Source organism: Shewanella sp. Isolate13 (assembly GCF_022398325.1).
GTDB lineage: Bacteria > Pseudomonadota > Gammaproteobacteria > Enterobacterales > Shewanellaceae > Shewanella.
Genome location: NZ_JAKEVD010000002.1, coordinates 89,664 through 103,093, shown reverse-complemented (window position 1 = coordinate 103,093; position 13,430 = coordinate 89,664). Strand labels below are relative to the sequence as shown.

12 protein-coding genes are annotated in these 13,430 nt (G+C 46.9%); 2 read left to right on the top strand and 10 right to left on the bottom strand.

What is annotated here, in order from left to right; translation table 11 throughout:
• Positions 1-58: 58 nt before the first annotated feature.
• From L1D44_RS01630 to dnaB, 3 genes are all read right to left on the bottom strand, one after another.
• Entirely contained in the window at positions 59-1,375 is a 1,317-nt protein-coding gene (locus L1D44_RS01630) for a hypothetical protein (protein ID WP_345773620.1), read from the bottom strand.
• A gap of 71 nt (positions 1,376-1,446) precedes the next feature.
• The gene (gene alr, locus L1D44_RS01625) at positions 1,447-2,523 is read right to left on the bottom strand and encodes an alanine racemase (RefSeq protein ID WP_239888554.1); all 1,077 of its coding nucleotides are present in this window, start codon (positions 2,521-2,523) and stop codon (positions 1,447-1,449) included.
• Positions 2,524-2,615: 92 nt separating this feature from the next.
• Complete coding sequence (gene dnaB, locus L1D44_RS01620) at positions 2,616-4,022, bottom strand: replicative DNA helicase (RefSeq protein ID WP_220769254.1); 1,407 nt, start codon at positions 4,020-4,022, stop codon at positions 2,616-2,618.
• Positions 4,023-4,145: 123 nt separating this feature from the next.
• On the opposite strand from dnaB, the gene L1D44_RS01615 reads away from it, so the two are divergent.
• Entirely contained in the window at positions 4,146-6,365 is a 2,220-nt protein-coding gene (locus L1D44_RS01615; protein WP_239888553.1) for a S46 family peptidase, read from the top strand.
• Between the two features lie 489 nt (positions 6,366-6,854).
• Here L1D44_RS01615 and rplI read toward each other — a convergent pair whose 3' ends face one another.
• Genes rplI through rpsF form a run of 4 tightly spaced genes read right to left on the bottom strand, consistent with a single transcriptional unit; the run spans position 6,855 to position 8,299 of the window.
• The gene (gene rplI / locus L1D44_RS01610; RefSeq protein WP_220769252.1) at positions 6,855-7,307 is read right to left on the bottom strand and encodes a 50S ribosomal protein L9; all 453 of its coding nucleotides are present in this window, start codon (positions 7,305-7,307) and stop codon (positions 6,855-6,857) included.
• A 27-nt stretch (positions 7,308-7,334) separates the two neighbouring features.
• Complete coding sequence (gene rpsR, locus L1D44_RS01605; RefSeq protein ID WP_005497284.1) at positions 7,335-7,562, bottom strand: 30S ribosomal protein S18; 228 nt, start codon at positions 7,560-7,562, stop codon at positions 7,335-7,337.
• An 11-nt stretch (positions 7,563-7,573) separates the two neighbouring features.
• Complete coding sequence (gene priB / locus L1D44_RS01600) at positions 7,574-7,879, bottom strand: primosomal replication protein N (RefSeq protein ID WP_239888552.1); 306 nt, start codon at positions 7,877-7,879, stop codon at positions 7,574-7,576.
• Positions 7,880-7,885: 6 nt separating this feature from the next.
• Positions 7,886-8,299: a 30S ribosomal protein S6 gene (gene rpsF / locus L1D44_RS01595; protein WP_028766438.1), complete on the bottom strand. Its 414-nt coding sequence runs from the start codon at positions 8,297-8,299 to the stop codon at positions 7,886-7,888.
• 335 nt (positions 8,300-8,634) lie between these two features.
• On the opposite strand from rpsF, the gene L1D44_RS01590 reads away from it, so the two are divergent.
• The gene (locus L1D44_RS01590) at positions 8,635-9,378 is read left to right on the top strand and encodes a DUF481 domain-containing protein (protein ID WP_239888551.1); all 744 of its coding nucleotides are present in this window, start codon (positions 8,635-8,637) and stop codon (positions 9,376-9,378) included.
• Positions 9,379-9,508: 130 nt separating this feature from the next.
• On the opposite strand, the gene rlmB is transcribed toward L1D44_RS01590, so the two are convergent.
• The 3 genes from rlmB to L1D44_RS01575 are packed head-to-tail and all read right to left on the bottom strand — an operon-like array spanning position 9,509 to position 13,395.
• A complete protein-coding gene (rlmB, locus tag L1D44_RS01585; protein ID WP_239888550.1) occupies positions 9,509-10,249 on the bottom strand; it encodes a 23S rRNA (guanosine(2251)-2'-O)-methyltransferase RlmB in 741 nt (246 codons plus the stop codon).
• Positions 10,250-12,730, bottom strand: coding sequence for a ribonuclease R (gene rnr, locus L1D44_RS01580; RefSeq protein WP_239888549.1), 2,481 nt, complete (start codon positions 12,728-12,730; stop codon positions 10,250-10,252). It lies immediately after the preceding gene.
• Positions 12,731-12,771: 41 nt separating this feature from the next.
• Complete coding sequence (locus tag L1D44_RS01575) at positions 12,772-13,395, bottom strand: flagellar protein MotX (RefSeq protein ID WP_239888548.1); 624 nt, start codon at positions 13,393-13,395, stop codon at positions 12,772-12,774.
• Positions 13,396-13,430: the final 35 nt, after the last annotated feature.

The window sequence follows — 13,430 nt, the reverse complement described above, 5'->3', positions numbered from 1 at the left end:
CAAAAGTCAAAGGCACCTTACGGTGCCTTTTTTGCGACTTCAACGAGCCTAACTAAAACTAGAATGGCTGGTTTACCATGATCCAGAATTGATTCGATTCGGCGCTAAAGGCCAGTTCAGCACGCACCACTATACTTTCGACTTCAAATCGCGCGCCAAAACCAGCCGACCACTTTAAGTCTTCGTGCAGTGCGCTGGCACTAAACTCATCACTGACCTGACCCGCCTCAGCAAAGGCAACCCACTGCCACCAAGGTACATCGTATAAGTTAAATACTGGCCACTCCTGCAATGGCTGCCATCTAGGTTGTACCCGATACTCTGCGCTATAGAGCACGGCTGAACGGCCAGTATAACGCTTGCTGGTGTAGCCTCTAAGGCGCTCAAAGCCACCTAAACTCACACCGGCGAAACTAGGCGGACGATGGAAATCGCCCTGAGAGTCAGAGGTCCAAGTTGGGGTATCTGCGAGGTAGAAATTAAAGGCCAAAATTTGCTGACCAAACCATTCATTGGAGTCAATAGAAACAAAGGCGCTTTGCTCAAACTCCCAAGTGGTCCAGCTATTGCGCGAGCCACTACCGAAATCACGAGTCACCTTAAAGCTTGTTTGCCCACCTTGAGTGCTGTTTTTACCGTTATCGCGGTTATCCCAATCGAGTTCTACGGCGAGCCCCTTGGCTTCCTCTGGTAAAAACTCAAAGCCCTCAAGCTCTCGGCTATGAGTAAAAGGACTGAATTTTATACTGCTCACACCAGACTCGAACGGGTTCCAACTGATATCGCCCCTTGCACGGCCTAAGCTGTTTAACACGCCTTGGCCTCCACGGCCTATGGGTAAAATATACCTCGCATGTAACTTAGTGAACGACTCATCACCGAATGCTATGACGCGCTCGGTATCACCGTAGGGGTCGTTTTGGCTAGGAACATAATAAACCCCCTCTTTAAAGCGAGCCTGATAGGTTTCGACAGAAAATAACCACTGCTCTATAGAGGGTATTTGGTAGTCGTTAAATCGCAGATAACCAAGCCAGCTATTGTTAGTGCTATATAAGCCAATACCCAATATGGAAGACTGGATCTGACCTGCATGTTTAAGTACACCTGCACCACCAAAGGCTGTGCTTAAGCTTTCACTGGAAAAAGCGAAAGGTACGGCAGCAAACTCGGCTTGGTAGTCGGGTAATTGGTCTTCGGGCTGATTAGGCTCGTGTTTAGGCTCAGGCTTGGTTTTAGCCTTAGGTGACACAGACTCGATAATAACTATCTCTTCACCTGACTGACGATCTTCTGTCATCTCAGTCGAAGCGGCAAACGCCATTGGCGACAAGAGCCCGAATGCGGTAAAAGCACGCAGTAAATAAGTTTTCAATTTAAAAGTTCTTCATTCTGATGAAGGGCATCCTGCCTCTATCACCACTACAGAATAAGTTAATTATTTGCTCAATCTAGGCAAACTGCGACTCGTGGAGTTAATTTAGTCACAAGCTCGTAAGCGATGGTCCCGATATGCTCTGCAACCTCCTCGACTGGCAGGTCCTTTCCCCACAGTACGGCTTTATCACCGACACTATCTTTAGCGTCCGCGCCAAGATCCACCGTTAACATATCCATCGAGACTCGACCTACAATAGGAGCGAGACGACCGTTAATCAACACAGGCGTGCCTAACGGGGCATTTCGTGGATAACCGTCACCATAACCGATAGCAACCACACCTAATTTTGTGTCTCTATCAGCAAGCCAATGACTACCATAACCAACTGGTTGACCGGCTTTATGGTCACGTATGGCAATCAGTTGTGATACCAACTCCATCGCGGGAATAAGCCCGTGCTTAGTGCCAAGATCGCCAACCACAGGTGAGACCCCATAAAGCGCAATCCCTGGGCGGATCCAATTTGCCTGGCTTTGCTGCCAAAACAAGGCACCAGCCGAGTTTGCTAAGGTGCGCTCTCCCGGTAGATCTTTGGTTAACTCTTCGAAAACAGATAGCTGCTTAGCGGTATAATCATTGTCTGGTTCATCGGCACAGGCAAAGTGGGTCATTAAATTGATCGGTTTAGCGATATTGTCACAGGCCAACAAGCGCTGGTAAACCTCGTGGAATTCATCGGGAACAAAACCTAAGCGATGCATACCTGAGTCAACTTTCATCCACACGCTCACTGGCTTATCGACCTCTGCCTGCTCCAGCATCTCGATTTGCGACTCATGATGTACCACGGTTTCAATATCATGCTCAACTAGGGTCGCCAAATCGGTAGCACGGAAAAAGCCTTCCAATAATAAAAGCTTGGCCTTTACACCACCGGCACGGAGCGCCAGTGCTTCTTCTAAGCGTGCTAAGCCAAAACCGTCAGCATTATCTAAACATTGAGCGACATTAAGTAGGCCATGGCCATAGCCATTGGCTTTAACAACCGCCATCACCTTGCTCGATGGGGCAAGTTCATGCAGCCGAGCCAGATTGTTCTTCAATGCTTGGCGACTAATTTCTGCTCGTGGGAATGGTTTCACAACTAACCTTGTTATATCTATTAAAAAGTAAGAGCCTCTATGAGGCTCTATTGTAATTAATCATGGTCCCTAAATGACTTTATGGACAATAATTAATCCTCTTCGAATTGTGGGCCAGCGTAGTTATCAAAACGTGAGAATTGACCCTGGAAGGTTAAGCGCACACGCCCAATCGGGCCGTTACGCTGCTTACCAATAATGATTTCAGCAGTACCTTTATCTTCAGAGTCATCGTTATACACTTCATCACGATAAATAAACATGATCAAATCCGCATCCTGCTCAATCGCGCCCGATTCACGCAAATCCGAGTTAACTGGGCGTTTATCGGCACGTTGCTCAAGCGAGCGGTTAAGCTGTGATAGTGCAATAACCGGAATTTCCAGCTCTTTAGCCAAGGCTTTAAGTGAGCGTGAAATCTCCGAGATCTCCAAAGTACGGTTATCTTTCAGTGCCGGAACCTGCATCAACTGAAGGTAATCGATCATGATCATCGACAGACCGCCATATTCACGGGCGATACGTCGTGCGCGGCTTCGCACTTCCGTAGGTGTTAGACCTGAGCCGTCATCGATATACATCTTGCCCTGCTCAAGCATAATGCCCATGGTCGATGATACGCGCGCCCAATCGTCATCATCTAACTGACCGGTACGAATTTTGGTTTGATCGACGCGGCCAAGTGAGGCCAACATACGCATCATGATCTGTTCTGAAGGCATCTCCAAGCTGAAGATGAGCACTGGTTTGTCTTCGTGTAGCGCCGCTTGCTCACACAAGTTCATCGCAAAGGTGGTTTTACCCATAGATGGACGCGCCGCAACGATGATCAAGTCACCAGACTGGAAGCCTGCGGTCATCTTATCTAAGTCGCCAAAGCCACTCGACACACCGGTTACACCACTGGTAGGGTTGTTATACAGCTCTTCAATCTTATCGACGGTCTTTTCAAGGATCGCTTTAATGCCTTCAGGGCCTTCGTTAGCGTTAGCGCGCTGCTCGGCAATTTTGAAGACTTTGGTTTCGGCTAAATCAAGCAGTTCACTCGAGTTACGCCCTTCCGGATTGAAACCAGCATCAGCAATTTCGTTAGCTACTTTAATCATATCGCGAACCACCGCACGCTCACGTACGATATCGGCGTATGAGTGGATGTTACCCGCACTCGGAGTATTTTTAGCGATTTCACCAATATAAGCAAAGCCGCCCACATCTTCGAGCTGATCTTCAAGCTCAAGCTGCTCAGAGACGGTAATTAAGTCGATCGGTTGACCGGCGCTGATCAAAGACTCCATCGCAGTAAAAATGGTGCCATGGGCACGCGAATAGAAGTCTTCTTTTACGACAGCCTCAGCCACTCTGTCCCAAGCATCAGAGTCCAACATCAAACCACCGAGAACCGATTGTTCAGCTTCAATTGAATGCGGCGGCATCTTCAGCGCGTCCATCTGAAGATCTCTTGGTTTCTCTTTGCCCTTAAAGGCGCGTTGTTGTGACATTAAATCTCCAAAATTCCAACGTTTAAGCAAAATGTGGTATAAAACTGGGGTCAAGCAAAGCAGGTATTTAACATCTAACGACCTGCACTAAGAAAAATACTATAACAATATTAAGGAAAGAACATGCGCAATGCATTGATCGCCGCCATCGCTCTCTCTACAGGGATGCTGCCATCAGCTGTGGCATTGGCCGATGAAGGACAATGGCAACCCTATCAAATGCCGTCTATCGCCGATAAGCTCAGCGAGCGTGGCATCGACATTCCGGCTAAACAGTTAGCGGACTTAACCAGCTACCCAATGAATGCTGTAGTTGGACTGGGCTATTGTACCGCCAGTTTTGTTTCGCCCCAAGGCTTAGTTGTCACAAACCATCATTGCGCCTACCGTGCTATTCAATATAACAGCAAAAAAGAGCATAACTATCTTGCAGATGGCTTCTTAGCAACCAGTAAAGATAAAGAGCCAACTGCTGGTCCTAATGAGCGTTTGTATATTACTGAAGCGGTAACCGATGTCTCGGAGCAGGTAAAAAAAGATATCGGTGAAGACCCGCTACAGCGTTATGAGAACATTCAAGCTAACCGCAAAACACTCATTAAAGAATGTGAAAGCGATGATAACTATCGCTGCTCGGTAAGAAGCTTCCATAACGGTCTTGAATATTATCTGATTAAGCAGCTGATTATTCGTGACGTACGCCTAGTGTACGCACCACCTGAAAGTGCTGGCGCCTTTGGCGGTGATATCGATAACTACGAGTATCCACGTCACTCTGCAGACTTTACCTTCCTGCGCGCTTATGTAGGTAAAGACGGTCAGCCTGCAGCCTACGCTGAAGATAACGTACCTTACGTACCTAAGAGCTATCTAAAGGTTAATGCTGACGGCGTTAAAGCTGGCGACGGGGTGTTTGTAGCCGGTTACCCAGGTTCAACCAGCCGCTACCGTTTAACCAGCGAGCTTAAGTTTGCTAGCGACTGGTTATATCCAACTCTTGCCACACGTTATCAGCTGCGTATCGACACTATCGAAGCCATGAGCGCTAACGATAAAGACGTTAAGATCAAATATGCAGGCACGTTAGCTGGCATGGCAAACCGTATGAAGAAGTACAACGGTTTACTCGATGGTTTTAAAGCGACTGATATTACTGGTATTAAACAGAGCCGCGAAGATGATTTCCTCGCATGGCTAGCAAAGGATGCCGAGTACCAATCATTCCAAGCTCAATTTGATGAGCTAGAAACGCTACTGGTTGAGCAGCGTCTACAGCGTCAAGGGCGTTACTATTTTAATAATGCCCAAAGCAGTGAGCTACTAGCAACTGCCAATAAGCTATATCGCCTAGCCAAAGAAAAGCAAAAGAGCGATGCTGAGCGCGAAGAAGGTTATCAAGATCGCGACATGAAAATGTTTAAGGCTCGCCTTAAGCGCCTCGATTCAAGCTTTGCCATTAGCGTTGATAAAACCCTGTGGATGCAAGACTTAGAAGCTTATTTAGCCCAAGATAACCGCGTAGCAGAGCTTGATGCCATGCTTAACGAAGGCGATAGCGAAGTCAGCTTAAGCGACAAGCTTGATGCACTGTATGCACTAAGCTCGCTTACCGATAAGCAAAAACGCCTAGCTTGGATGGATGCCGACGCTAACGCATTTGAAACCAGCGCCGATCCCTTTATTCGCCTTGCGGTAGCGCTTTACCCGCAAAATATGCAGGCAGAGAAAGATGCTAAGACCTTAGCAGGAAAGCTCTCTAAAGCGCGTCCTGACTATATGAAAGCCATCATCGCTTACAACAAAGCCAATGGCTGGCCAGTATACCCAGACGCTAACGGTACGCTGCGTATTACCTACGGCATGGTCGATGGTTATCAATCTGCAGATGCGCTATACAAGCAGCCTTTTACGCGCTTAGAAGGCATTACCGCGAAACACACTGGCGTTGAGCCATTTAACGCACCAGCTAAGCTATTAGAAGCCATTGAAGCTAAGCGTTACGGTACTCATGCCGTTGAAAGCGTATATCAAGATCCTGCGTCTTGGTTATGCCGCTTGTTCTCTTGCTTAGATAAGCCAGAAGAGTTTGGCTCGGTACCGGTTAACTTCCTATCGAGTGTTGACACCACAGGCGGCAACTCAGGATCACCTGTATTTAACGGTAAAGGCGAATTAGTTGGACTTAACTTCGACTCAACTTACGAAGCCATTACCAAAGACTGGTTCTTTAACCCAACTATCACTCGCGCAGTACACGTGGATATTCGCTATATCCTATGGATGATGGATGAAGTGGATAACGCGCAAAACCTGATTGAAGAGCTGGATTTAGTGAACAACTAATACCGAGACAATCCTTTTCTGACTGCTGAAAGGGATAACACAACAAGGCATATAGGCTGCGCTTATATGCCTTTTTATTTGCTTTTAAATGAGTCTGGCAGCCCTATTTTCCTCATCTTGATATCTAAATCGGTAATGGGCTTATTTATTAGTAACAATACTGACGGGCTAAAGCCCGACCTACAAAAAAGTGACTCCCGCCTAGCAGTCTTCCCCTGCCTACTTTTCCTACTTTTCCTACTTTTCCTACTTTTCCTGCTTTTCCTGCTTCTCCTGCTTTTCCTACTTTTCCTGCTTCCCCTACATTTCCTACTTTTCCTGCTTTTCCTGCTTTTCCTGCTTTTCCTGCTTTTCCTGCTTTTCCTGCTTTTCCTGCTTTTCCTGCTTTTCCTGCTTTTCCTGCTTTTCCTGCTTTTTAGGCATAAAAAAACGCCGCACTAATAAATTAGTACGGCGTTTCTAATTAAAGCATTTGCTTAGCGCAAATTATTAAGCTTCTGCAACTACAGATAGTTTAACGATTGCTTTAACTTCAGTGTGAACTTGAACTTCAACTTCGAATTCACCAGTAGTGCGGATAGCACCTAGTGGAAGACGAACTTCGCTCTTAGCTAGTTCAACACCTGCAGCTGTAACTGCGTCAGCGATATCACGGTTGCCAATTGAACCGAATAGCTTGCCTTCGTCACCAGCTTTAGAAGCGATAACAACAGACTCAAGAGCGTTGATTTTGTCAGCGCGTTGAGTAGCAGCAGCTAGATCAGCAGCTAACTTAGCTTCTAGTTCAGCACGACGTGCTTCAAAAACTTCAGTGTTAGCAGCATTAGCAACAACAGCTTTACCTTGTGGTAAAAGGAAGTTACGTGCGTAACCAGCTTTTACAGAAACTTGGTCACCCAAGTTGCCTAGGTTAGCGATTTTATCAAGTAAAATAACGTTCATTATATATTCCTCTGAATTAATGCAGTATTACTGATGTAAATCAGTGTACGGCAGTAGAGAAAGATAACGAGCACGCTTGATAGCGCGAGCTAGTTGACGTTGATATTTAGCATTTGTACCAGTGATACGACTAGGAACAATTTTACCACTTTCAGTGATGTAGTTCTTCAAAGTAACGATATCTTTGTAATCGATCTCGGTAACGCCTTCTGCAGTGAAACGGCAGAACTTGCGACGACGGAAATAACGTGCCATGTGACAGTCTCCTAAGTTTTCAATTCGACATTTTCAGCGTGTAAAACCAGACGATTTTGACCATTTCTGCTCTGTTGCAGATTAATGAAGCCTTCGACCTGTATTTCAACGCCGGCTTTTAAGTTTTTTGCAACGCTACTAAAGCGTTCACCACTTAATACAACTTGGATTTGGCAATAAACGTTGCGTAACATTCCTGCTTCGTAACGCTGCGATTTGTGTTCCAACATCACGACCGTATGGGCAATGCCAGCTGGACTATCAAACTGCCTGGAACGCGTAATGGTTCCTGCTAATACCAAATTGTTCGTGGTCAAAAAAACTTACTCAGCTGTGTTTTCAGCGCTTTCTTCTACTTCTTCAGCAGCTTCTGCACGAGGTGCACGCTCTTCAGATGAACGACGTGTGTCGCGCTCGTCTTTAGCTTTAGCCATTGGAGATGCTTCAGTGATGGCAGCTTTAGTACGCATAACCATGCTACGCAAAACAGCGTCGTTGAAACGGAAAGCTGTTTCAAGTTCTTCAACCGCTTCTGCAGTAGTCTCTACGTTCATAAGAACATAGTGAGCTTTATGCAATTCGATGATTGGGTAAGCCAATTGACGACGGCCCCAGTCTTCTAAACGGTGGATTTGACCGCCAGCTTGGGTAAGGATACCCGTGTAACGTTCGATCATACCTGGCACTTGTTCACTCTGATCAGGGTGAACTAAAAATACGATTTCATAATGACGCATTTTTTGCTCCTTACGGTTATCTAGCCTCGTTGTTGGCTCAGTCAGACCTAATAGAGGCAAGGAACTAATTAAAGTGACTGAATTAAGCCGCGGAATAGTACATAAACTCAAGCTAGAATTCAAGCAATTATTAACCAGTCTAGTAACGCTGCTCCTTGATGCAAAAAATACTCGAGAAACAATGCGTCTGCCTTACATCTGTCCTAGATCCCAATAACCTCGATATAAGCTGTAAAGCTAATACAATCTAGTTTGCGCATAGGCTGATTCTAGGTATTATGTCGCTACGACAAAAATGATGCTCCTCACTCCAAACAACATCAAGAATAAGAAGAATGCTAAAAACTCTCATTATTGTATTTGGTCTTTTGTGCTCACAGTCCGCCTTCGCCTTAGTCCCCCCTGATTACCAAGAGCCCCCTAGCGACATCACAGCCGAAATTGAGGCGGGTTTTCAGCTCAACACGGGTAATACTGAGTCGAGTAGCTTTAACGGTAGAACCAAGGTCGTATATGACACCAACCAAATGAGGCAAGAGGGAACGATTCGAGCCTATTTCGCTGCCGATAATGAAAAAACGACCGCCGAAAAATATGATCTGCAATTACAGTCTAGCTACAAGATAAACCACGGTTACTTTTTTGGACGCGGCGATTTTACTTGGGATCAGTTTGGTAGTTATACCCGCATCTCTACGGTGTCTGGTGGTTATGGTTTCGATGCTGTGAGTACCTCTAAAACCAAACTCAGTTTAGAAATCGGTCCGGGTTATCGATATAACTTACCGATAGCGACGGACGATGCCCCCATCCCCGAAGCCAATAAAGACGTTATCCTCCGTACTGCCGCTAAATTTGAGATGAAGCTGCAGGAGTACACTAGCCTTAATGCCGATCTTACCGCCGAAACCGGTGAAGATAACAACACGCTAACGCTAGATACCAGCTACAAGAATACCCTCTTCCAAGACTGGGCATTTAAAATCGGCGTCAATGTAAAATACACAGAAGTGGTACCAGAAGGTTCTAAGCAAACCGATACCATTACCACCTTCAATCTACTCTACACCTTCCAGTAGCAGATTTTGGTCACTGCCGACTTCCACTACCTATTCGTAACACCAGCTAACTGAGATACAAAAATGCCGATAAAGGCTCAACCTTAATCGGCATTTAAAGTCAGATACTAGCTACGTAGCTGGCTATAGATTACGCGAGTCGCTGGCGCACAGCTTCAAACAAGCAAATACCTGTCGCAACAGAAACGTTTAAGCTTGATACGCTACCCGCCATTGGGATTGACACTAAGGTGTCACAGCTTTCACGCGTTAAGCGACGAAGGCCTTTACCCTCGGCTCCCATAGCGATAGCAAGTGGGCCTGTTAGGCTTGCTTGGTAAAGATCGCAATCGGCTTCACCGGCCGCGCCAATGATCCAGACACCTTTCTCTTGCAGGCTACGCATGGTGCGTGCAAGGTTCGTCACTTGATACAAGGGCACCACTTCAGCGGCGCCACAAGCCACCTTACTAACAACTGGGGTTAAACCCACAGAGTTGTCTTTTGGTACGATAACGCCGTGAACGCCTGCGGCATCGGCATTACGCAAACATGCACCCAAGTTATGTGGATCGGTCACGCCATCTAAGATCAACAAGAAAGGCGTTTCTGTTTGCTCAAGCATGGCTGCAAGTTCGTTATCGCTAAGCACTTTAGCTGGCTTTACCTTGGCTACAACGCCTTGGTGCTGACCACCGTCAGACTTTTCATCTAGCGCCTTGCGAGAAGCATACTGTACCGATACGCCCCACTCGGCAGCAATCTCAAGAATAGGAGTTAATCTTTTGTCATCGCGGCCTTGTAGCACCCACATTTCAATGACACGCTCAGGGCTGTTTTTAAGCACCGCTTCAACCGCGTGTAACCCAAAGGTCATATCTTGCTTTTTCATCTATTTCTTACTCGCTTTACGCTTGGCTGACTTAGCTTTACTTGCTGAAGATTTTTTTGCCGAAGCTTTTGTCTTTGTCTTTTTAGCTGCAGCGCTGCTGCCGCTTTTAAATTTACCGCCGCTAGACTTAGCGCCTGAACGACTCGGTTTGCGCTTTTTCCCAGACTTAGACTCAGAGCCACCCTCTGTGCCTTTGCCTCTAGAAGTCTCACGCTTCGCAAGTTTTGCACCTTCGCGATTGACTCGTTCACGGGCCGTCATTGGCTTGGTGGGTCTGCGACGACGTCCGCCAGCCGAATCGCCTTCCATCATCAAATCAATTTGACGATCATCAAGATTCACGCCAGCAACCTTCACCGTTACCGTGTCACCTATCTGATAAACCTGACCCGATGCTTCACCGACTAAACGCTGACGCATATTATCATATTGGTAGTAGTCACTGCCTAAACTTGAAATATGCACTAGACCATCGATAAATAGATCATTTAGACGCACAAACATGCCAAAATGAGTCACTGAAGCAATCACAGCTTCGAAGGTATCACCCACGTGATCTTGCATAAACTCGCACTTAAGCCAGTCGCTTACGTCACGGGTTGCTTCATCGGCGCGGCGCTCGGTGGTCGAACACTCCTCACCTAACTGATCTAGCTCTTCGATCTGATAATTGAAACCACCATCGGGTGTCCACTTGTCGGTTAACTCCGCCGACTCTTGCTTGGCAAGCAGGTAGCGAATAACGCGGTGCAAAATCAAGTCAGGATAACGACGAATTGGCGAGGTAAAGTGAGAGTACGCCTCTAATGCCAAACCAAAGTGACCTTCATTATCAGGCGTGTAAGTTGCCTGACGCATAGAGCGTAACAACATCACCTGAATCAGCTCTGCATCGGCTCTGTCTGCAATCTGCTCCATCACAGCTTGATAATCTTTAGGCTCAGGTTCTAAACCACCTTCCATCGTCAAGCCGCGCTCTTTAAGAAAATCCTTAAAGTTTGTTAGCTTCTGCTCCGATGGTGCCTCGTGCACACGGTACAACACTTCACCTTTGTGCTTCTTCACAAACTTAGCCGATGCTACGTTTGCCAAGATCATGCACTCCTCGATGATCTTATGTGCCTGGTTGCGGTTACGCGGCACGATCTTATCGATCTTGCGCTGCTCGTTGAAGATAAACTGCGTCTCTGTGGTTTCAAACGCAATCGCACCACGCTCAGCACGAGTCTCTTCCAAGGTTAAATACAGTGACTGCAGAGTCTGTAGATGCGGAAACAGAGGTTTAAGCTCTTCGCTCACCTCACCGCCCTCAAGCATATCGGCAACCTGGGTATAGGTTAAACGTGCATGGGAGTGCATCACTGCTGGATAGAACTTATAGCCCGATAACTTGCCTGCTGCAGAGATAGTCATCTCCGCCACCATGCATAAGCGATCGACCTTAGGCATCAACGAACATAGGCCGTTTGAGATCTTCTCAGGTAGCATTGGGATAACTTGCGATGGGAAATACACCGAGTTACCACGAGCGCGGGCTTCTCTATCCAGCGCCGACTCAGTGCGAACATAATGGCTCACATCAGCAATCGCTACCCATAGACGCCAGCCGCCAGACTTTTTCTGTTCGGCGTAAACGGCATCGTCGAAGTCACGTGCATCTTCACCATCGATCGTCACTAAAGGCAATTGACGCAGATCGACACGGCCCTCTTTATCGGCCTCTGTCACTTCATCAGGGATCTTACGTAGCTTCTTCTCAATCAAGCCTGACCAAGTATGTGGCAGATCGTAATTGCGCAGTGCAATCTCAATCTCCATGCCAGGTGCCATCTCTTTACCAAGCACTTCAGTGACTTTACCAGCCGCTTTAACGTAACGACCTGGTCGACGCGTTAGCTCAAGTACGACGATGTCGCCCTGACGAGCTCCCTTACGGTCCTCTTCTGGTACCAAAATCTCTTGAGTAATGCGGCGATCATCGGCAATCACAAAGCCCATGCCTGCATCTAGGTGGAAACGACCCACCAAGGCTGCGCTACGCTCTTCGACTAAACGTACGATACGTGCTTCACGGCGACCCTTACGATCGACTCCAGCTTTTTGAGCTAGCACTCTGTCGCCGTGGAAATACATCAGCATGTCACGGTTGTTGATATAGAGGTCGTCACCGCCCTCTTCTAACTTCAAGAAGCCAAAACCATCTCGATGACCAATCACAGTACCGGTCAACAGGTCCATTCTCTCTGGTAGGCCATAGGCCTTGCCACGGGTAAATACTAACTCACCGTCACGCTCCATCGCTCTCAAACGGCGACGAATAGCTTCTAACTGCTCTTCACCTTCAATTTGCAGTGCGGCAGCGATATGTTCACGGCTTAACGGGGACTTTTGTGAGCGCAAGTATTCCAAAATATACTCACGACTTGGGATAGGGTTTTCGTACTTCTCTTGCTCTCGCTTAAATTGCGGATCTTTTATCATTCACTTTCCAAATTAGTGACATGACCATCTCTGGGCCATGCTTATTGTGGCGTTCTAAGGTGCTCTTTCTTTGCCCTAGCAACAGCGCTGGGCGGCATCTTTGCCTCTAACACCTTTAACAAGTTAATTGCTTCGGCTTGCGTGGTTTCATCGCTAAAGACTTCGTTATAGAGCCAATGAAAACCCACTTCGTAATCTCGAGGACTACCATAGCCCTCACCAAATAACCGAACCAACATCATCCGTGCAGGCAGATCGCCTGTCGCGGCAGCAGGCAATGCATACTGCACCGCCCTTTGTTTATCTTCGATGACAAACTTACCATCATGATAATACTCAGCCATTCTCACCATGGCCTCGGCACTCCCCTGCTCAGCAGAGGTTTTTAACATAGAGATCCCACGCGGCGGATTCGCCTTCACGCAGATCCCATAATTGAGCATTTCCGCCCAAAGATACTGATACAAAGGCTGTTTTAGTACCTCAGCCCTTGCTTCAATATCCTGTACTATCTGACAATCATCGCCCTTAACTTGCGTCAAATAACGTTTAGTTCGAATCAGATCAACCAATTGCTCTTGAGTATAGACATCAATAGCCTTGGTGGTCGCAAAGCTCGGTAGAGCAGATAACGACAAGATTGTAATCAATACATAACGCAGCATAAGGGTTCTCAATGACAAATAGGGTGAATCAAATA

Excerpts from the sequence above, each read along its gene's own strand:
- dnaB (WP_220769254.1), bottom strand. The coding sequence starts at position 4,022 with ATGTCACAACAACGCGCCTTTAAGGGCAAAGAGAAACCAAGAGATCTT.
- L1D44_RS01615 (WP_239888553.1), top strand. The coding sequence starts at position 4,146 with ATGCGCAATGCATTGATCGCCGCCATCGCTCTCTCTACAGGGATGCTG.
- rplI (WP_220769252.1), bottom strand. The coding sequence starts at position 7,307 with ATGAACGTTATTTTACTTGATAAAATCGCTAACCTAGGCAACTTGGGT.
- rpsR (WP_005497284.1), bottom strand. The coding sequence starts at position 7,562 with ATGGCACGTTATTTCCGTCGTCGCAAGTTCTGCCGTTTCACTGCAGAA.
- rpsF (WP_028766438.1), bottom strand. The coding sequence starts at position 8,299 with ATGCGTCATTATGAAATCGTATTTTTAGTTCACCCTGATCAGAGTGAA.
- L1D44_RS01590 (WP_239888551.1), top strand. The coding sequence starts at position 8,635 with ATGCTAAAAACTCTCATTATTGTATTTGGTCTTTTGTGCTCACAGTCC.
- rlmB (WP_239888550.1), bottom strand. The coding sequence starts at position 10,249 with ATGAAAAAGCAAGATATGACCTTTGGGTTACACGCGGTTGAAGCGGTG.
- rnr (WP_239888549.1), bottom strand. The coding sequence starts at position 12,730 with ATGATAAAAGATCCGCAATTTAAGCGAGAGCAAGAGAAGTACGAAAAC.
- L1D44_RS01575 (WP_239888548.1), bottom strand. The coding sequence starts at position 13,395 with ATGCTGCGTTATGTATTGATTACAATCTTGTCGTTATCTGCTCTACCG.